General features: G+C 61.6%; 16 protein-coding genes and 2 tRNA genes. 10 read left to right on the plus strand and 8 right to left on the minus strand.

The features are described from left to right. Window positions 1-313 precede the first annotated feature (313 nt). A tRNA-Ile gene (locus K1T73_RS11310) sits at window positions 314-390 on the plus strand. A 324-nt stretch (window positions 391-714) separates the two neighbouring features. On the opposite strand, the gene K1T73_RS11315 is transcribed toward K1T73_RS11310, so the two are convergent. The 3 genes from K1T73_RS11315 to K1T73_RS11325 form a co-directional block, all read right to left on the minus strand. Next, window positions 715-3,222 (minus strand): FAD-dependent oxidoreductase, encoded by a 2,508-nt coding sequence (locus K1T73_RS11315; RefSeq protein WP_220600808.1) that lies wholly within the window; start codon window positions 3,220-3,222, stop codon window positions 715-717. 281 nt (window positions 3,223-3,503) lie between these two features. Beyond that, the gene (ggt, locus tag K1T73_RS11320; RefSeq protein WP_220600809.1) at window positions 3,504-5,288 is read right to left on the minus strand and encodes a gamma-glutamyltransferase; all 1,785 of its coding nucleotides are present in this window, start codon (window positions 5,286-5,288) and stop codon (window positions 3,504-3,506) included. A gap of 1 nt (window position 5,289) precedes the next feature. Continuing rightward, on the minus strand, window positions 5,290-6,276 hold the full coding sequence (locus tag K1T73_RS11325) for a D-glycerate dehydrogenase (RefSeq protein ID WP_220600810.1): 987 nt from the start codon (window positions 6,274-6,276) through the stop codon (window positions 5,290-5,292). A 111-nt stretch (window positions 6,277-6,387) separates the two neighbouring features. Here K1T73_RS11325 and K1T73_RS11330 point away from each other — a divergent pair, with 111 nt between their 5' ends. The 8 genes from K1T73_RS11330 (at window position 6,388) to K1T73_RS11365 (ending at window position 12,461) form a co-directional block, all read left to right on the plus strand. Further along, window positions 6,388-6,879 (plus strand): SH3 domain-containing protein, encoded by a 492-nt coding sequence (locus tag K1T73_RS11330; protein ID WP_259400226.1) that lies wholly within the window; start codon window positions 6,388-6,390, stop codon window positions 6,877-6,879. Between the two features lie 94 nt (window positions 6,880-6,973). Further along, window positions 6,974-7,048: transfer RNA gene (locus K1T73_RS11335), tRNA-Gln, on the plus strand. A gap of 220 nt (window positions 7,049-7,268) precedes the next feature. Further along, a complete protein-coding gene (locus K1T73_RS11340; RefSeq protein ID WP_220600811.1) occupies window positions 7,269-8,489 on the plus strand; it encodes a glycosyltransferase family 2 protein in 1,221 nt (406 codons plus the stop codon). 72 nt (window positions 8,490-8,561) lie between these two features. Beyond that, window positions 8,562-9,314, plus strand: coding sequence for a cephalosporin hydroxylase family protein (locus tag K1T73_RS11345; protein WP_220600812.1), 753 nt, complete (start codon window positions 8,562-8,564; stop codon window positions 9,312-9,314). Then, window positions 9,299-9,808 carry a GNAT family N-acetyltransferase gene (locus K1T73_RS11350; protein ID WP_259400227.1) on the plus strand — a complete coding sequence of 170 codons (510 nt, stop codon included), beginning with the start codon at window positions 9,299-9,301 and terminating at the stop codon, window positions 9,806-9,808. The genes K1T73_RS11345 and K1T73_RS11350 overlap by 16 nt, the downstream gene beginning before the upstream one ends. Further along, a complete protein-coding gene (locus K1T73_RS11355; protein WP_220600814.1) occupies window positions 9,808-10,518 on the plus strand; it encodes a WbqC family protein in 711 nt (236 codons plus the stop codon). The genes K1T73_RS11350 and K1T73_RS11355 overlap by 1 nt, the downstream gene beginning before the upstream one ends. 12 nt (window positions 10,519-10,530) lie before the next feature. After that, window positions 10,531-11,340: a phytanoyl-CoA dioxygenase family protein gene (locus K1T73_RS11360; protein ID WP_220600815.1), complete on the plus strand. Its 810-nt coding sequence runs from the start codon at window positions 10,531-10,533 to the stop codon at window positions 11,338-11,340. Next, a complete protein-coding gene (locus K1T73_RS11365; protein WP_220600816.1) occupies window positions 11,337-12,461 on the plus strand; it encodes a methyltransferase domain-containing protein in 1,125 nt (374 codons plus the stop codon). Before K1T73_RS11360 ends, K1T73_RS11365 begins: the two co-directional genes overlap by 4 nt. 8 nt (window positions 12,462-12,469) lie before the next feature. Here K1T73_RS11365 and K1T73_RS11370 read toward each other — a convergent pair whose 3' ends face one another. Genes K1T73_RS11370 through rfbF form a run of 5 tightly spaced genes read right to left on the minus strand, consistent with a single transcriptional unit; the run spans window position 12,470 to window position 17,148 of the window. Further along, the gene (locus K1T73_RS11370; RefSeq protein ID WP_220600817.1) at window positions 12,470-13,579 is read right to left on the minus strand and encodes a DegT/DnrJ/EryC1/StrS aminotransferase family protein; all 1,110 of its coding nucleotides are present in this window, start codon (window positions 13,577-13,579) and stop codon (window positions 12,470-12,472) included. Next, a complete protein-coding gene (locus K1T73_RS11375; protein WP_220600818.1) occupies window positions 13,576-14,799 on the minus strand; it encodes a class I SAM-dependent methyltransferase in 1,224 nt (407 codons plus the stop codon). Before K1T73_RS11375 ends, K1T73_RS11370 begins: the two co-directional genes overlap by 4 nt. Next, window positions 14,796-15,344, minus strand: a complete 549-nt coding sequence (rfbC, locus tag K1T73_RS11380) for a dTDP-4-dehydrorhamnose 3,5-epimerase (RefSeq protein WP_220600819.1) — start codon at window positions 15,342-15,344, stop codon at window positions 14,796-14,798. The genes K1T73_RS11375 and rfbC overlap by 4 nt, the downstream gene beginning before the upstream one ends. After that, window positions 15,341-16,378 carry a CDP-glucose 4,6-dehydratase gene (gene rfbG / locus K1T73_RS11385; protein WP_220600820.1) on the minus strand — a complete coding sequence of 346 codons (1,038 nt, stop codon included), beginning with the start codon at window positions 16,376-16,378 and terminating at the stop codon, window positions 15,341-15,343. Before rfbG ends, rfbC begins: the two co-directional genes overlap by 4 nt. Window positions 16,379-16,383: 5 nt before the next feature. Beyond that, window positions 16,384-17,148: a glucose-1-phosphate cytidylyltransferase gene (rfbF, locus tag K1T73_RS11390; protein WP_220603715.1), complete on the minus strand. Its 765-nt coding sequence runs from the start codon at window positions 17,146-17,148 to the stop codon at window positions 16,384-16,386. A gap of 290 nt (window positions 17,149-17,438) precedes the next feature. Here rfbF and K1T73_RS11395 point away from each other — a divergent pair, with 290 nt between their 5' ends. Next, the gene (locus K1T73_RS11395; protein WP_220600821.1) at window positions 17,439-18,695 is read left to right on the plus strand and encodes an MFS transporter; all 1,257 of its coding nucleotides are present in this window, start codon (window positions 17,439-17,441) and stop codon (window positions 18,693-18,695) included. The last annotated feature ends 4 nt before the right edge of the window (window positions 18,696-18,699 follow it).

The raw sequence follows: 18,699 nt of genomic DNA on the forward strand, positions 1-18,699 counted from the left end.
CCCGCTCGCAATCGTCAAAGCCTTGCCGCTCGCATGCGGCCGGGCGCCGGCGTTATCGTAACCCCGGAATACCTGCTGCTCCGCTTGCCCATCGCGTTCATCGCCTACCGCCGTTCATCCGATCGCGCCGGATCCTGGCGCTGGCCGACCTCGCAGGCTCTCTATCGCCATCTGCCACCACTCGCATATCTGGGTGAGCTTCCGGCCGGCCCTCGACCGGGCTTCCTCTCGTCCCCCCCGGCAAGCCCAACCTCTCAAGCGCGGCTCTCGGGCCTTGACCCGCTTCCGAACCCGCCCTATCCCCATCCGCGGCGGGCCTGTAGCTCAACTGGTTAGAGCAGAGCGCTCATAACGCTTTGGTTGGGGGTTCAAGTCCCTCCGGGCCTACCAAAACAACTCTTTGAAATGAAACGGCTCTTTCAAGCAAGAGCATGAAAACGCGGCGCGCGTGTCGAAGAAAGACCTGCTGAGCTGGCGCATGCCCGCGAACTCGGCGCGCTGACCCGAATCCACCGCAGGCCCGGCCGCGTCGTCAGCGACGATGGAAACTGGTTCACCAGCGAGGCCACCCAGAAATGAGCCGTCGAGAATGCGTGATCCCTGGCCGGTTACCCAATGCGTAACCGGCCCCCTTCCCCCGTGGGGAGGGGTCACTATGGAAAATACCCCCCCCTCTCGGCGCAGCCTCTCTTCTCGCGGGACGCGCGGACGGTCTCAGCCGTCCTTGCGGATCACCTCGTTCTTCGGGTCATAGGGGCTGTCGCAGGTCACTTCCGCGTCCCACAGCTCTCCCATGATCCGCACCTTCAGCTTCGTGCCTTCCTCCGCAAGCTCCGGCGTCACGTAGCCCATCCCGATGGACTTGCCGAAGGCCACCGAATAGCCACCCGAGGTCAGCCGCCCGACCCGCGTGCCCTCCGGCGTATAAAGCGCCTCGCGCCCCCAGGGATCCGCGTCGTCCGGCCCGTCGATCAGAAGCGTGCAGCACTTTGCGCGCACCCCTGTCTCGAGCATGGCCTCCTTGCCGTGGAAGTCCTTGTCGAGGTCCACGAAACGAGGCAGATCGGCCTCGAGCGGTGTCGCGTCCCGGCCAAGTTCGTTGCCGAAGGCGCGATAGCTCTTTTCCTGCCGCAGCCAGTTCTGCGCGCGGGCACCGACGAGCTTCATGCCGTGCTTCTCCCCAGCCTCTTCAAGCAGGTCGAACAGGTAGTTCTGCATCTCGATCGGGTGATGGAGCTCCCAGCCCAGTTCGCCGGTATAGGCAACGCGGATCGCGTTGACCGGGCACATGCCCAGCTCGATCTGCCGCGCGCTGAGCCATGGGAAGCGCTTATTGCTGAGCGCCGTCGCCGGATCGGCGTCCTTGATCACCTCACGCAGCACGTCGCGCGATTTCGGGCCCGCGATGGCGAAGACGCCCCATTGCGTGGTCACGTCCTGGATCTCGACATAGCCGAACGCGTCCGCCTTGTCCTCGGCGGCCTTGCGCAGGAAATCGGCGTCGTATTCCGTCCACGCGCCCGCCGAGACGAGGTAATACTCGTCCTCGCCCAGCCGCACGATAGTATACTCCGTCCGCGTGGTGCCCTGCGCGGTCAGCGCATAGGTCAGGTTGATCCGTCCCACCTTGGGCAGTTTGTTGCAGGTGAACCAGTCGAGAAACTGGGTCGCGCCCGGCCCCCTCACCACGTGCTTGGTGAACGCGCTCGCGTCGATGAGGCCCACGCCCTCGCGCACGGCCTTCGCCTCGTCCACGGCATATTGCCACCATCCGCCCCGGCGGAAACTGCGCGCGTCGTGGTCGAACGTCTCGGGGGCATCCAGCGGCCCGAAATAGTTGGGCCGCTCCCACCCATTCACCCAACCGAACTGCGCGCCCCGCGCCTTCTGCCGGTCATAGGCGGGCACCGTGCGCAGCGGGCGGCAGGCGGGCCGCTCCTCGTCGGGGTGGTGCAGGATATAGACGTGCTCGTAGGCTTCCTCGTTCTTGCGCGCCGCGAACTCGGTGGTCATCCAGCTCTGCGAATACCGCTTGGGGTCGAGGCTCGCCATGTCGATCTCGGCCTCGCCCTCGACCATGAGCTGCGACAGGTAATGCCCCGTGCCCCCCGCCGCCGTGATGCCGAAGCTGAAGCCCTCGGCCAACCACATGTTGCGCAGGCCGGGTGCCGGACCGACAAGCGGGTTGCCATCGGGCGTGTAGCAGATCGGCCCGTTGAAATCGTCCTTGAGTCCCACCTCCTCGGATGAGGGGATGCGGTGGATCATGCTCATGTATTCCTCCTCGATCCGCTCGAGATCGAGCGGGAAGAGGTCGGCGCGGAAACTGTCGGGCACACCATATTCGAACCGCGCGGGCGCACCCCGCTCATAAGGCCCGAGGATCCAGCCACCCCGCTCTTCGCGCACGTACCACTTGGCATCCGCGTCGCGCAGGACCGGGTGCTCGGGGTTGCCCTCCTTGCGCCAGGCTACCAGCGCCGGATCGGGCTCGGTCACGATATACTGGTGCTCGACCGGAATCGCGGGCATCTTGATGCCAAGGAGGCGTGCGGTGCGTTGCGCGTGGTTGCCGGAGGCTGTCACGACATGCTCGGCGCTGATCACGATCTGCTCGTCCGAGGGCACGAGGTTGCCGCCCTTTTCCACCATCTTCGTGCAGGTCACGTCCCAGTGATCGCCCTTCCACGCGAAGCCGTCCGCCTGCCATTTGCGCTCGATCGTGACGCCGCGCTGGCGCGCGCCCTTGGCCATGGCCATCGTCACGTCCGCGGGGTTGATGTAGCCATCCGTCGGGTGATAGATCGCGCCCTTCAGATCCTCGGTGCGCACGAGCGGCCAGCGGTCCTTGATCTCAGCGGGCGACAGCCACTCGTAGGGCACGCCCACCGTCTCGGCGGTCGAGGCATAGAGCCGATACTCATCCATCCGCGCATCGCTCTGGGCCATGCGCAGGTTGCCCACCACGTAGAACCCGGCATTGAGCCCCGTCTCCTCCTCGAGCGTCTTGTAGAACTTGATCGAGTAGTCATGAATCCACGTCGTCGCGTAGCTCATGTTGAAATAGGGTAAAAGGCCCGCCGCGTGCCAGGTGGAGCCGCTCGTCAGCTCGTCACGCTCGAGCAGCATCACGTCGTCCCAGCCCGCCTTGGCCAGGTGATAGGCAATCGAGGTTCCGACGGCGCCGCCGCCCACGACCAATGCTTTGACTTGGGTTTTCATGTGCTGCGACTCTCCCGTGCGCGTAAATGCTTCGCCGCCCTCAATATCAGCCATGAAATTCCGCGCAGGGTTCATCCGACCAAAGAAGCGCCAAAACCGACCTGCCCCTCGCCAGCCCGCCCCGGATCACCCCCCCGACTCCGAGCCGGAGCCTCGCGCATTCCCCCGCGAGATCCCGAGTCAAGCCCGGGACGGATCAACTCCACTCCCGCCCCGGCCTCGAGCCGGGGCCCCGTCCCGCATTCATCCCGTGCCCGAGCGGATGCGAAACGCCCCACCCGTCACTCCCCCAACGCCACTCCCTCACGCCGGGGGTCCGCACCGCCCTGAAGGCCGTCGCGCAAATCAATGACGTGCAGCCCAGAGTTCAACTCCCGCACCATCGTCTCGAACCCCATCGCCCGCAGCGCGGGTTCCAGCGCCTCGGCCCCGGTCCCTGCCTCGATGTCGTAGGTGCCGAAGCGGTTCACGAGATGCGGCAGATCCACCGCCGCCTGCGCGTCCATCCCCCAGTCGACCATCGCCACCAGCGTTTGCGTCACGTAGGGGATGATCCGGCTGCCGCCCGGACTGCCCAGCACCATGACCGGCCGCCCGTCCCGCAACACGATGGTGGGCGACATCGAGGATCGTGGCCGCTTGCCCGGCGCCGCCGCGTTGGCGATCGGCACACCGTCGCGATGCGTGCGGAACGAGAAATCCGTCAACTCGTTGTTGAGCAGGAAGCCCCGCACCATGAGCCGCGAACCGAAGGCGTTCTCTATCGTCGTCGTCATCGACAGCGCGTTGCCATACCCGTCCACGATCGAGATATGCGAGGTCGATGGCAGTTCGAGCGATCCATCCTCCGCCCACCGCGCCGCATGGTCGAACTCGGGGTTCCCCACCGGCGCTTCGCCGAGCGCGCGCGTGCCGCTTAGAAATTCGGCACGTGTTGCGAGATATTCTTCGGCCAGCATCCCCGCGACAGGCACCGGCACATGATCCTCGTCCGCCACGTATCGCCCCCGGTCTGCAAAGGCGAGGCGGCTCGCATCCCCCAGGAGCCGCCACGCCTGCGCGCTTTCCGGTCCGAGCGCGCCCAGGTCGTAAGACTCCAGAACGCCCAGCGTCTGCCCCACGGCCAGCGCGCCGGAACTCGGTGGCCCCATGCCGCAGACCTCGTATCCGCGATATGCAGCGCACACCGGCTCACGCTCCTTCACGCGATAGAGCGCGAGGTCGATCTCCGAAAGCACGCCGGGATTGCCCGGCGCCTCCTGCACCGTCCGCACGATATCCCCCGCGATCTCGCCCTCGTAGACGACACCGGCACCGCCTTCCGCGATTTTCTTCAACGTCTCGGCATATTTTTCGTTGCGCAGCGTCGCGCCCGCGCCAATCGGCGCGCCCTGGGGAAGGAAATAGGCGGCCGTCTCCCCGAAACGCGCAAGGCTCTCCGCGTTCGCCTCGACCGACCGTGCCATGCGTTCACTGACCGCAAATCCTTTCTCGGCATGCTGGATCGCGTCGGAGAAAAGACCGTCCCAGGGGAGTTTTCCCCATCGACCATGCGCGGCCTCCATCAACGCGGGTGTCGCCGGCGTGCCCACGCTCAGCCCGCCCACCACCGCGTCGAAGAACTCCAGCGGCTGTCCGTTCTCGTCGAGGAAAAGCTCCGGCCTCGCCGCCACCGGCGCGGTCTCGCGCCCGTCGAGCGTGGTCAGCCGTTCACCCTCGGCATCCCACCAGACAAGGAAGGCACCACCTCCCAGCCCGCTGCTTTGCGGCTCCACGAGGCCCAGCACCGCCTGCACCGCCACCATCGCATCCGCGGCGGTCCCACCTTCGCGCAAGACCCGCGCCCCCGACTCGACGGCGAGCGGATGGGCCGCGACGATCATCCAGCGTTCGGCGCGGACGGGCCGGCCCTCCGCCTTCGCCGTCTGCGCCGCCGCCACCTCGGGCGAGGTCGCCGCCACGCCGGCGCCGGGCGCTTCGGGCGCCACAGCGTCCGCCGCCTGCTGCGCGTCAAGCCCCAGCGGGATCCCCGCGAAAACGAGCGGAAACAGGAGCTTGTGCAGCATTCTAGAAGTAACCCGGAAGCACTTGATCGGGTGGGCGATGCCCGTCCTCCAGCACCTTGATATTGATGATCACCCGCTCGCCCATCTCGATCCGTCCCTCCCGCGTGGCCGACGCCATGTGCGGCAGGAGCACGACATTGGGCAGCGCCCGAAGACGCGGGTTGACCCCGCTGTCCTGCTCGTAGACATCGAGCCCCGCACCGGCCAACTCGCCCGTGCGCAGCATCCGGGTCAGCGCGTTCTCATCCACCACTTCACCACGTGAAGTGTTGATGATAACTGCCTCTTTCTTCATGAGTTTCAGGCGTCGCGCGTTCATCAGGTGATAGGTCGAGGGGGTGTGCGGGCAATGCAGGCTCATCACGTCCATCCGCGCCACCATCTGGTCAAGGCTCTCCCACCAATGCGCGCCGAGCGCCTCCTCCGTCTCCCGCCGCAGGCGGCGGCGGTTGTGGTAATGCACCTCGAGCCCGAAGGCCCGCGCCCGTCGCGCCACTTCCTGCCCGATCCGGCCCAGCCCCAGGATGCCGAGTTTCTTCCCCGAAAGCCGCATCCCCAGCAGCGCCGAGGGCGACCATCCGCTCCAGATCCCCTCCTGCATGACGGCCATCCCCTCGGGCACCCGGCGCCCCACCGCGAGGATCAGCGCCATCGTCATGTCCGCCGTATCGGCGGCCGAGACACCCGGCGTGTTCGACACGATGATGCCCCGCTTCCGCGCCGCCGTCACGTCGATATGATCCACGCCCGCTCCGTAATTCGCGATGAGTTTCAAACGGTTGCCCATCTTCTCGAGCATCTCGGCGTCGATCACGTCGGTGATCGTCGGGACCAGCACGTCGGCCTGCTGCCCCGCCCGGATCAGCGCCTCGCGCGTCATCGGGCGGTCCTCGGTGTTGAGCGTCGCTCCGAACAGCTCCCCGAGCCGCGCCTCGATCCGCTCGGGCAGGCGTCGCGTCACGACAACACTCAGGCGCTCAGATCGCATCGAAGCCCTCCCCGGCCTTTTCAATTGGTCCACTCGCTGCCAGAGTGGCGCAGGTGAGACCGAGGCACAAGAACCCCGGCCCCGCAGACAGGCAAAAAATCGGGCCCTTGCATGAGACTGACGCTGTTCATGACCGCCCTCGTGGCGCTTCTCCCCTCGCTGCCGCTGGCCCAGGAACGCGGCCCCGTCACAAACCTTCCCATGCCGCGCTTCGTGTCGATGAAGACGAACGAGGGCTATGTCCGCCGTGGTCCCAGCCGCACTCATCGCATCGACTGGATTTTCAAGCATCCGGGCCTCCCCCTCGAAATCACCGCCGAGCACGGCCATTGGCGCCGGGTGCGCGACCGAGACGGGATGGGCGGCTGGATGCATTATTCACTGCTCTCCGGCGCGCGCACCGTCCTGATCGAGACCGACATGCTGCAACTGCGCAACGCCCCTCTCCCCGAGGCCCCGGTCGTGGCCCAGCTCGAGCTCGGGGTCGTGGCTCGCGTGCGCGAATGCACGGCGCAATGGTGCGAACTTTCGGTGCAGGGCCACCGCGGCTGGGCGCCGAAGTCGGGCCTCTGGGGCGTGCGCCCCGACGAGACCATCGACTGAAGCGGTCCCCTGCCGCCGCTCACCCGCCACGCCGATTTTTTGCGCCGAAGGGTCTTGCACCGCCCCCGGTCACCGGCTAATTACCACGCCACGTTGGGGTGTAGCCAAGTGGTAAGGCAACGGTTTTTGGTATCGTGTACCGTAGGTTCGAATCCTACCACCCCAGCCAGACCTTTCGCTGATTCAAGACGCTGAGATGTTGCCGCGAAATCGTCGCGTGATTTCGGGTGCTTGGTATTTGGCGGCTATTTTTCAAGAGACGCAGGACTGGGCATCTCCCGGGCCGGCCGAAGTTCCTCGCGCACCTCGGTTAGCACAGCCTCGTGTGATGTTGCGTATCCGCTGACGAAGCTATAGCACTCGATCACTCTCATACCGAGATATCGCAAATGCTGATTTCGATTGTCATACCGACCAGGGACCGAGCGCGGTATCTTCGTCATTCGCTGGCTACGGCCACAGCGATTGATGACGACGCCATCGAGATCCTGGTGAGCGATAACGCCTCGATCGACGAGACGCGTCAGGTCGTCTCGGAGGTGCAGGATCCCAGGGTGCGCTATGTGAATACAGGGGCGCGCGTGTCCATGCGCCAGAACTTTGAGTTCGCCCTCCATCAAAGTAAGGGTGAGTACGTCATCTTTTTCGGAGATGACGATGGCATGATTCCGGGGCAGTTTCCCTTTCTACGCAGCATCTTGGAAGATCGCCATCCCGACGCGCTGAGTTGGGATTATCCGGTATATGGCTGGCCAGTGGCGGGATATGGAAATCGCGTTGGCGGGCTGAGGTTTGTTAGAGATCATGCGTTTGGGAAGCCACGCGCACTTGATGTAGGGGAACGTGTTCAAGTTGCCGAAACTGGCCGTTTGGATCTGTTTCATCCAATGCCCGCGATATACCACGGCTGCATTTCACGTCGTTTCCTGACGAATCTGGCGCGCAAAGATGGTACAGTTTTTCTGGCTCGAAGCCCCGATACCTATGTCAACTACCGTGCCATTCAACACGGTGGAATGTTCCTACACTGTCATCATCCGTTCTCGATCAACGGCCACAGCCCGGCCAGCAATGGCGGCAATCTGGCAGCGCAAGGAACGAAAGCGGAGAAGAAAGAACTGGCCGAGCGGTTTTCCAAGGAGAGGGCAACCGATCCCGTAGACGATGTCGTTCCACTTTCCAAGTCGGTCCCATTCGGCTTTCTCGGGACGCTGGAAACGGTGCGCGCGCATTTCCCTGAACCTGCCATGAGGCCGGATTATAAATCATGGTACCTGAGCGTTCTGTTGGACATCAGAAAGAAAGACACCGAGACGCAGCGCGAGCTTCATGGCATGCTAGAGGATCATGCACGCAAGACCGATAGCGAAGACGCCCTGAATGCGGCCAAATCTCCGATGGCGGCACATCTGCGCAAGTTAGCGATGACCTGGACAAAGAACCGCTCCAAGCTGCACAGCTTCCGAACCTCGACCGAAATCGACGGAGCCAACAACATTCTGACTGCCGCACTAACTTGCGACCGACTTTTGGCCGACGACTACCATGCGGTACTACGTGACGAACTCACGCAGAAGAACGCATGGTCAAAGTTGAAAGCACGCCGATGAGGTTTTGGGCTTCAGCCTATATGAGCCTTTCCTGCAAACTCGACAATAACTGCTAAACCTAGGATCAAGAGCATGACACATTCGGACGACCGTGAGGATTTCGAGCAGCATAAGGAACGGCAGTCCATCGAACTTGGCAAGGACAGCGGCCTGTTTGGAGAGGCAAAGGAGCTGACACTCAAGCTTGATCGCTACGATTATTCGTATCTGTGGAGCTGGATGGGCGTACCGGTCATCCAGCTACCGGCCGATATCATGGCGACGCAAGAAGTGATCTGGCAGACCAAGCCAGATGTTATCATTGAAACCGGCGTGGCGCGTGGTGGCTCTGTCCTGTTCATGGCCTCCTTGTTGGAAATGATGGGCAATGGCAAGGTTATCGGCATCGATATCGACATTCGCGCGCATAATCGCGAGAGCATCGAAAACAATCCGATGTCCAAGCGTGTAACCTTGATCGAGGGCAGCTCGATCGATGAGGACTTGGTTGCCAAGGTTCGTGCGGAGATTCCCGACGGCGCGCGCGTGATGGTGGTACTGGACAGCGACCACAGCCGCGATCACGTCTTGGCGGAATGCCGCGCCTACGGGCCAATGGTGACAGAGGGCTGTTATCTGGTGGTCGCTGATACGCTTGTTGGGCATCTGTCCGAAGAGGAAGCCCCGAAGAAGCGCTCTCAGATTTGGTATAAGGGCAATGAACCCCTTTCTGCCCTCAAGGATTACATGCAGGAAACCGACCGGTTCGAGATAGACCCGGTGATCAATGGCAAGCTGGTCCTCTCCTCGTCGCCGGGCGGTTATCTGAAATGCCTCCAGAGATAGTAACTGCACTACGCCCGGTCGCCCCGCGCGATCACGCAGCTTTGGCCACATTGCGCAAAGATGTCGACCTGCAAAAAATGCTGCTTGGCGCACGTGACATTATCGAGGAACCGGTGGGCGAATGGCTGGACCGGCGTGACGCGGACGGCTGGATCAGAAGCATAGTGGACGGCAAAGATTCCTGTTTGGGTTATGTTCAACTCAGCGATATACACCGCAACAACCGTACCGCTTGGTTTGGCATTTGCTTGCTGCCCGATGTACGCGGACGGGGACATGGTATGACCGCCACGATGCAGACACTTGAGATTGGTCGGAAAGAGATGGGTTTGCGCAAGGTTTCGTTGAAGGTGCGCGCGGACAATCCCGCATGTCGCTTGTATAAGAGAATTGGCTTCCGACTGGTCGGAACACAGCGTGCGGAATATGATGACGGCAAGACGCTTCATGATGTGACTATCATGGAGTTTATCTTCAGCGAGCATGGGAACTGATGAGCCGGGTCGTGATCTCGCAACCCATGTATTTTCCCTGGGCCGGATTCATGGCTCAGATGGCGCTGGCCGACGTCATGATCTGGCTCGACGACGCGCAATTTTCCAAGGGGTCGTTCACCAACCGGGTGCAGGTCAAAACGCAGTCGGGCAGCAAATGGATGAGCGTGCCATTACAGAACAAGGGCAACCGAACGCGAATTCGGGATTTGAAGCTGGCCGATCCAAGCATCGTCGAGCGTCATCGCTCCCTCTTGTGGGCCTCCCTCAACTCTGGAGAGCAATACGCGGAGGCCCGGAAGGTGTTTGACCAGGCATGGCAGCAGCCAGACCTCGTGGATGTCCTGATTTCCAGCGCCGAGGAGCTGTCGACGGCCATCGGTCTGCCCCCTCGAACTTCCCTGAGAAGCTCTGACCTGAACGTATGCGGGCGAGGATCGGAGCGGGTCATGAAACTTGTCCAGGCCGTCGGTGGCCAAAGCTACATTACCGGACATGGCGCGAGGAATTATCTGGACCACGAGCGTTTTGAGGACGCTGGAATTGCGGTCGAATATATGAAATATCAAACCTTGCCTTGGCCACAGGCACATGGCGCCTTTACGCCTTACGTCACCGCTTTGGACCTTGTTGCGCAGGTGCCCCGTGCCGAGCGAAGTGCGCATCTGGCTCCCGCGACCGAAAACTGGAAGACTTTCGTAGACGCATAGAAAGGGCATGACATGACCGCGGATTTCCAAGATGAGGGATATGCCATCTTTCCGGACTTCTACGATTTCGAGTTGCAGATCGCACCGATCCAGACTGGTATCCGACGAATTATCGAACTGGTGGCCGCAAAATACGGGATAGATGCGCCGTGCAGCGTGCCGAAACAGGCCATGACTGATGGGATTATGGCGATCGCCGCGGCCAACCGCGCTTGGGCCGGGGAGGTCTATGACGCGGTCAAGCAGATCCCTGCCTTCATGCAACTCGTCTGCCATCAGGACAATGCGGACCTCTTCAAGAAGTTGCGGCCTGGGTCCGAGCCGGGCGTGGCGGCTGGCGGCTATGGTATCCGGATGGATTTTCCCTCCGAGGACAAGTATCGGGCCAATTGGCATCAAGAGTTCCCAGCCCAGCTTCGTAGTCCTGACGGTCTCGTCTATTGGACGCCACTTCTTCCGGTGACCGAGGACATGGGGCCGGTCGAGATCTGCCCTGGGTCGCAAAAGGAAGGTATCGTGCCTGTCGCGAAGGATGATGGCGGTGTGGGAAAAAGTGGTGCTTATGCCCTGCGGTTGCACAATGAAGAAGAGCGGTTGGCCAAGTACGAGCGTATTGCGCCGCTGTCAAAACCTGGCGATCTGATCGTCATGGATTTCCTGACGCTCCATCAATCCGGTGCCAATCGCGCCGCGCATCCGCGCTGGTCCATGCAATTTCGATGGTTCAATTTCAATAACCCGGTGGGCACGCGCATCGGTTGGAAAGGCTCTTTCGCAGCTGGGATCAAATTCGAGGATGTTTTTCCCGAGTTGGCCGTATGACCCCGAGCCGGACCAAATGCCGCGTCTGCGGTGTTCTGATCGAGACGCCTGCCTTTGATGATCCCGGTCCCTCGCTGAGTTCGATCCGGACGGTGCTGCCAGTCCGCACGCAGGTCTACCTGTGCAACCAATGTGGCCATGCACAAAGCCCCGACCTGCCGGATCTCGAGGAGTTCTACGATACCCAGTATCGAATATCTCTGGATGTGGACGGGCACGACCAACTCTACGAAAACCGCGAGGGCGAACGCGTCTTCCGCACCGATTACCAAGCGGAACTGGTTTTGGCACTTGAGGTCGAGAAGGGCGCCAAGGTTCTGGATTTCGGAGCTGGCAAGGCCACGACGCTGCAAAAGGCTCTTGCTCAGCGGCCCGATCTAGTGCCGCATGTTTTTGATGTTTCGGAGGACTATCTCGATCATTGGCGAGACTGGATCGCGGCGGAAAATCAGGCCACCTATGCCATGCCCGAACGCTGGACGGGGCATTTCGATCTGATAACCGCTCATTTCGTGATCGAGCATGTGCCTGATCCGGTGGCCGTCCTTGCCGATTTGCGGCGGTGCCTTGCGCCGGACGGGCGGCTTTTCCTGTCGGTACCCGACGCGGAGGCGAATTCCGGCGACCTGCTTGTCGTGGATCACTTGAACCATTTTTCGCAAGATAGCCTCGAGCGGGCATTGAACCTGGCCGGGTTGTCGGTCCAAGGCATGGATCGAGAGGCTTTCCATGGTGCATTCGCGGTAACAGCCACAAGCGGGGCGCGCAACCTTCCAGCGGCCAAGGGTAATGCTTTCAAGCAATCCTTGGATGAATGGCGGAGCATATTGGATCGCATCGCGGCAAAGGAACTGTCCGCACCAGTTGCGATCTACGGGGCGGGGTTTTATGGCAGCGTAATTGCAGCGCGGCTCAATCAGCAGCTCAGCTGTTTTCTGGATCGCAACCCTTTCCTGCAGGGACAGACACACCTTGGAGTCCCCGTTCTGATGCCGGAAAACTGCCCGGCAGACATTCGTTCAGTAATCGCCGGCCTCAATCCTGCCCGGGCGCGCGATATCCTGGGCAGCAATATCGAATGGATGCCCCCTGGTGCCTCGCTGGTCTTCCTGGACGCCTAGGCCTCTGATCAGCCCTGAACCAGATCCTCGACCACCCGGCAGACCCGAAAGATATCGTGGTCGGTCATATCGTGGAAACTTGGGAGGTTGATCGCGCGTTCGCAGATCGACCAAGCGGTCTTGTTCTCGCGAACTGGTTCGAACATCGGCTGGGCCGACAGCGGATAGAAGAACACGCGCGCGTCGATCCGCGCTGACTTGAATGCGGCTTGGATTTGATCGCGTCTGATACCGAGGTTGTCGTCGAAAACAACGGTCGGCATCCACGCTCCGCTGAGCACGTGGCCGGGTTCGGGGTTCATGGAAACGCCGTTCAGTGATCCCAACTCGGCCTTATAGGCGTGCAGGATCGCGCGCTTGCGGTCCGTCAGTTCCGTGATCCGCTCCATCTGGCCACAGCCCAGGGCAGCTTGGACGTTCGACATCTTGAACTTGTAACCAACGACATCCGCCCAGAATTGCTTGTCCTGCTGCCGGGCGCGCCCGTGGTTGGACAGGGTCAATACCTTCTCGTAGAGGTCGGCATTCGATGTCAGAAACATACCACCTTCACCCGTCGTGAGGGTCTTGGTCCCATGAAACGAAAAGGTCGAGAACAAGCCCATCGACCCGGCGGCGCGACCACGATAGCGCGCGCCGATGGCTTCGGCGGCGTCTTCGATAATGGGAATGCCGTGACGATCACCCAACTCCAGGAGCGCATCCATGTCGCATAGATTGCCATACAAGTGGGTGGCGATGATGGCACGTGTCCGGGGTGTAATCGCCTTCTCTGCAGCCTCGGGATCTATGCACCAACTGTCGGCAAGTATATCGACGAACACCGGGGTCGCGCCGAGATGCACGATCGGTGCGGCGGTCGCGATCCAGTTTGTGTCGGCGAGGATCACTTCGTCTCCATGGCCTATGTCCATGGCCGCAAGTCCCATCTGCATCGCCCCGGTACAGCTCGAAGTCGCAATTCCGTAGGCGACGCCTATATGATCGCGGAACAGGGCCTCGAACTTGATGATGTAGTCATAGCATTTCGATCCCCAGCCATGACGCGCGGCGTCTTCGGCGTAGGAGACCTCCAGCTCGGTGATCGAGGGCTTGGTATAGGCAATAGTCTCCGTCATGTGATGTGCAGTTCAGGTATGGCAGTGACGAAACGGCTGCCTTGGGCGGCAAGGTGTGAGAGCTGCGCCTTGACCTCCTCGGCGATATTCCATGGTAGGATCAGAACGTAATCCGGAGGATCCGCATCGAGTGCCTCGGGCGGCAGGATCGGGATGTGGGAGCCTGGCATGAACTTCCCTTGCTTGGCCTTGGCGGCATCGCACACGAAGGGGATGAGATCCGGTCTCACACCAGCGAAGTTGAGTAGCGTATTGCCTTTGGCAGCGGCGCCATATGCGGCCACGGACTTCCTGTCGGCATGGGCTTGAAGAAGGAAACGCATGAGATTGTTTTTGATCTCTTCGGCCTTCGATTGAAAGGCCGTATAAAAATCGTCGGTATCAACACCGACCGCGCGTTCCCTCTCGATGCAGGCGCCTACAGCGGGCGTCGTGTCCAGAGGCGCATGGGCATGACAGCCGTAGATGCGCAGGCTCCCGCCATGAGTCGACAGATGCTCAAGGTCGAAGATCCGCAGACCAGCGGCCTCGAAAATCTTCGATGCGGTGAGCAGAGACAAATACGAGAAATGTTCGTGGTAGATGGTGTCGAACTGGGTTTGTTCGACGAGGCGCAAGAGATGCGGGAATTCTAGCGTGATGACGCCATCGGGTTTGAGCACTGAGGCAAGACCCCGGGTGAAGTCGTTGATGTCGGGTACATGCGCGTAGACATTGTTGCCACACACGAGATCCGCCATCTTCCCCTCCCGGGCAAGTCGCCGGCCCACGGCTGCACCGAAGAATTCGCGCAGGACCGGAATGCTCAGAGCCTCGGCGGCCTCGGCTGTGCTGGCGGTCGGTTCGATCCCGAGACACGGGATGCCGGCCTCGACGAAATTGCGCAACAGGTACCCGTCGTTGCATGCCACTTCGATCACGTGACTGTCACCGTTGAGACCGAGGCGGTCCACGATCATAGTCACGTAGCGCGACGCATGCTCGAGCCACCCGCGCGAGGTGGATGAAAAATAGGCGTAGTCGCTGTTGAACAACTCTTCGGCTTCCGCGTAGTCCTCGGTCTGGACCAGCCGGCATTTCTGACAGACCTTCACCCGCAACGGATAGGTCTTTTCCGGTGCGTTCAGCGCGGCCGGATCGAGATAGGCATTGGAAGGCGGCGCATGCCCGAGGTTGAGAAATTCGAGCTCCAAGGGCGCCCGACAGTGCCGGCAATTCATAGTTCTATGGGCTCCAGGTCGGTCAGAAACGGAAATCCCTGATCGCGCTCGGAAAGCTGCTCAGGGGGAAGTGGCCACGCTATGGCGAGTCGGCCGTCGGCATGATGAAGTCCGCCCTCATGCCGGGGGTCGTAGGCCGCGCTGTGGAAGTACAGAAGTTCGACATCGTCGGTGAGTGTCTGGAACCCGTGTGCGAAGCCCGGAGGGATGTACACCATCGCGCGTTTCTCATCGTCGAGATGCAGGGTCTCGTGCCGGCCATATGTCGCGGAGCCAGCGCGTAGATCAACGATTACATCGAAAATCGCCCCTCTGAGGCAGCGCACAAGCTTTGCCTCGGCACTTGGCGGTCGTTGGAAGTGCAGCCCGCGCAAGGTGCCCTTGGCGGCGCTGTACGAAGAATTGACCTGCACCCACCGCGTGGCCAGCCCGTGCTGCGCAAACTCGTTCTCGCAGAACATCCGCGCAAAGAAACCCCGGTCATCCCCGCGTTTCTCCAACTCGACGCGGTAGGCACCGGCAAGGGAAAGAGGAGTGAATCTCACGGAAGGACCTTCTCGAACTCGGCAATCTGTTTCAGGCTCAAGTCGCGCGGACAGGCGCCCGCATGGTTGGCCCGGTACCAGTCGATCGTGTAACCAACCGCCTGACTGAATGACCATCGGGGGCGCCATTTCAGTCGGCTCCGCGCCTTGTCTGTGGACAGCGTCAGGTGTCCGGCTTCGTGCGCCTGAGAAGAGGCGGAAGCACAGTGCCACCGTCCTGGCCAATGGCTCATCGCCGCCTCGACCAGATCACGAACCGGTCTTTGGTCGGCGGGGTCCGGACCGAAGTTGAACGCCTCGGCAAGCGTGGCGTCGTGCCATAATTTCTCGGCAAGACATAGGTAGCCCGCCAGTGGATCAAGCACATGCTGCCACGGCCGCACGGCGTCGGGATTACGGACCTCGAGGTCGTCGCCACGGGCGATGGCCCGGACAATATCAGGCATGATCCGGTTTTCCGCCCAGTCCCCCCCACCAATCACGTTACCCGCCCGCGCCGTCGCGATGCGTACGGGGGAGTCGGCGAAGAAGGATTTCCGATAGCTGTCAACCAATAGCTCGCAAGCGGCCTTGCTGGTGCTGTAAGGATCGTGCCCGCCGAGGCGATCAGTTTCGCGATAGGCATGAACCCATTCGCGGTTATCGTAGACCTTGTCAGTGGTAACCATAATGACCGCCATCTGCCGCTTGCACCCCTTCAGGGCGTCAAGAATATGCGCGCTTCCCATCTCCAGCGGATCACGATAGCTGCGCAGTACAAGTGCTTGTGCTGCCAGATGTAGGATCACATCGGGTTCGACCTCGTCGATCCTCTGCTTCACGAGGGCGGGATCACGAATGTCGCCAAGGTACTGTCCGGAAGCGTCGCATGGAAAAAGCTGCTCGAAAAGACATGGCGTTGTCTCGCAGTTTAGAGCCATGCCGAATACCTGTGCGTTCAGCTGTTCCAGCCAAAGCATGAGCCAGCTTCCCTTGAATCCGGTCTGCCCGGTCAGGAGCACTCTTTTCCCTTGCCAGAATCCCGGATCGGGCATGCAGGTCACCATACCTTCCAAGGCGCATCACCGGTGGCCCAGAGCGCTTCGAGGTGGTTCTTGTCGCGCAACGTGTCCATCGCGGACCAGAAACCTTCGTGGCGATAGGCCGAGAGCTGTCGGTCCCGGGCCAGCCCGGTGAGCGGGTCGGCCTCGAAGGACATCTTGTCGCCTTCGATACGGTCGAGAAGCGATGGCTCACACACGAAGAACCCACCATTGACCCATTGCCGGTCGCCTTTCGGTTTTTCGACGAAACCTTGCACGCGGTCGCCCGCAAGATCGAGTGCGCCATAGCGCCCCGTCGGCTGAATGGCGGTAACGGTCGCCTCTGTGCCGGCATTTTCGTGATAGGCGATCAGCGCAGCGATATCGACATTGGCGACGCCATCGCCATAAGTCAGACAAAAGGTGTCGTCGATGTAATCCCGAGCGCGCAGGATCCGGCCCCCCGTCATCGTGTGCTCGCCGGTATCCAAGAGTGTGACGCGCCAAGGCTCTGCTGATTTGCGATGCACATGCATGCGGTTATCACGCATGTCGAAGGTGACATCCGACATGTGAAGGAAATAGTTGGCGAAATATTCCTTGATCACGTATCCCTTGTAACCGCAGCAGATCACGAAATCCGTTATGCCATGGGCACCGTAGATCTTCATGATGTGCCACAATATTGGTCGACCGCCGATCTCGATCATCGGTTTCGGGATGGCATACGTTTCTTCACTGATACGCGTGCCCAATCCACCAGCTAGTAGAACCGCTTTCAAATGCTCGCCCAATCGTCGAGTCCGTTCATAGTGCCAACTAAACTATGAAAGTTCACTTTGAAACGGGAAATGGCGCCGAGGTCCTGTCGGAGCAATTTGGCGCTTGCTGGCTCTAACTGGTGCTAACCCTGCGCAGGACAAACGTGATCCTTTCAGAAAACGTCAATCCAGTCCCGAGCTCATCCGCAGCGGCTCTCACTCGCTCTCTCCCGACCACGACGTGGGACTCCGCGTTTTCGTGATTATCCACCTCTTCGCGCGACGATACCTCTGTGGCATAGGATCACGTCATGGCACGGATTCCCCTTCGATATCTTTCGATCCTGGTCAGCGTCGCATTTCTCGTCGTCGGCAACGGGCTTCAGCAGACGCTGATCGGCTTGCGGGCCGGCATCGAAGGCTATGCCGACGAAACGGTGGGCGTGATGATGTCGGCCTATTTCGTGGGCTTCGTCCTCGCCTCTGTCCACGCCCCCCGGGTGATCCAGACGGTGGGGCATATCCGGTCCTTCGCGGCCTTCGCCTCTGCCGGGTCCGCCATCGCGCTCTGCTTCGCGATCTTCGTCTCGCCGCCGGTCTGGACGCTGCTGCGCATCCTTCAGGGCGCGTGCTATGCGGGGCTGATCATCGTCGTGGAAAGCTGGCTCAACGCCTCGGCGGAGCGCAGTTGGCGCGGGCGCGTGCTCGCCATCTACTCGATCGTGATGTATGCGGCCTGGGCCGTCAGCCAGCCCATGGTGGCCCTGGCCCCGGTCTCGGGATTCGTGCTCTTCGCGCTGGTCTCGATCTGCCTCTCGCTGGCGCTGGTGCCGATCACGCTGAGCCACGCCGGCGATCCCGGCGTTGTCCTCGCCACGCGCCTCGGACTACGCCGGCTCTTCGCGATATCACCGACGGCGCTCGCAGGTGCCTTCATTCTCGGCGCGGCCGTTGCGGCCTTCTTCGGCATGGCCCCGGTGGCCAGTCAGCAGGCCGGGTTCAGCGATGCCGAGACCGGCACCATCCTCTCGGCGGCACTTGTCGGGGCATTGGTATTCCAATGGCCGCTCGGCTGGTTGTCGGACAAGGTCGATCGCCGGCTCGTGATCCTGGCAAGCAACCTCGCCGGTCTCTGCGCGGCGCTCCTCTTCGCCGCGGTTCTGCTCCGCGGCGACCACCTGCCCGTCATCGCAGCCGCCTTCTTCCTTGGTGCTGCGCTCCTGCCGCTCTACTCGGTCTGCCTTGCGGAAGTGAACGACCGGGTGGACGAGACCGAGCTGATCGCAGCCGCGAGCGGCTTCGTACTGGTTTACGGCGTGGGATCGGCGGTCGGCCCCTTCGCAGCCGGTCTCGTCATGGGGCTCACCGGTCCGACCGGCCTCTCCTGGTTCATCGCCGCGATCCTGGGTCCGTTCGCCGCCTATGGCGCCCTCCGCATTCGCCGACGGAAAGAGACGGCGGCGAGCGAAAAACAGGGCTTCGTCCCGACGCCCAGCACCAGCCACGCGGCCCTGCCCTTGCATGAACACGGCCCCGACCGGGCCGAGGGCCAGGCCGCGCCGCGCTAAGCGG

Origin of the sequence: Roseovarius sp. SCSIO 43702 (genome assembly GCF_019599045.1) — a bacterium.
Classification (GTDB): Bacteria; Pseudomonadota; Alphaproteobacteria; order Rhodobacterales; family Rhodobacteraceae; genus Roseovarius.

What these genes read in the sequence shown, in the direction of transcription:
- K1T73_RS11315 (WP_220600808.1), bottom strand. Translation starts at nt 3,222, where the DNA reads ATGAAAACCCAAGTCAAAGCATTGGTCGTGGGCGGCGGCGCCGTCGGA.
- ggt (WP_220600809.1), bottom strand. Translation starts at nt 5,288, where the DNA reads ATGCTGCACAAGCTCCTGTTTCCGCTCGTTTTCGCGGGGATCCCGCTG.
- K1T73_RS11325 (WP_220600810.1), bottom strand. Translation starts at nt 6,276, where the DNA reads ATGCGATCTGAGCGCCTGAGTGTTGTCGTGACGCGACGCCTGCCCGAG.
- K1T73_RS11330 (WP_259400226.1), top strand. Translation starts at nt 6,388, where the DNA reads ATGAGACTGACGCTGTTCATGACCGCCCTCGTGGCGCTTCTCCCCTCG.
- K1T73_RS11340 (WP_220600811.1), top strand. Translation starts at nt 7,269, where the DNA reads ATGCTGATTTCGATTGTCATACCGACCAGGGACCGAGCGCGGTATCTT.
- K1T73_RS11345 (WP_220600812.1), top strand. Translation starts at nt 8,562, where the DNA reads ATGACACATTCGGACGACCGTGAGGATTTCGAGCAGCATAAGGAACGG.
- K1T73_RS11350 (WP_259400227.1), top strand. Translation starts at nt 9,299, where the DNA reads ATGCCTCCAGAGATAGTAACTGCACTACGCCCGGTCGCCCCGCGCGAT.
- K1T73_RS11355 (WP_220600814.1), top strand. Translation starts at nt 9,808, where the DNA reads ATGAGCCGGGTCGTGATCTCGCAACCCATGTATTTTCCCTGGGCCGGA.
- K1T73_RS11360 (WP_220600815.1), top strand. Translation starts at nt 10,531, where the DNA reads ATGACCGCGGATTTCCAAGATGAGGGATATGCCATCTTTCCGGACTTC.
- K1T73_RS11365 (WP_220600816.1), top strand. Translation starts at nt 11,337, where the DNA reads ATGACCCCGAGCCGGACCAAATGCCGCGTCTGCGGTGTTCTGATCGAG.
- K1T73_RS11370 (WP_220600817.1), bottom strand. Translation starts at nt 13,579, where the DNA reads ATGACGGAGACTATTGCCTATACCAAGCCCTCGATCACCGAGCTGGAG.
- K1T73_RS11375 (WP_220600818.1), bottom strand. Translation starts at nt 14,799, where the DNA reads ATGAATTGCCGGCACTGTCGGGCGCCCTTGGAGCTCGAATTTCTCAAC.
- rfbG (WP_220600820.1), bottom strand. Translation starts at nt 16,378, where the DNA reads ATGCCCGATCCGGGATTCTGGCAAGGGAAAAGAGTGCTCCTGACCGGG.
- K1T73_RS11395 (WP_220600821.1), top strand. Translation starts at nt 17,439, where the DNA reads ATGGCACGGATTCCCCTTCGATATCTTTCGATCCTGGTCAGCGTCGCA.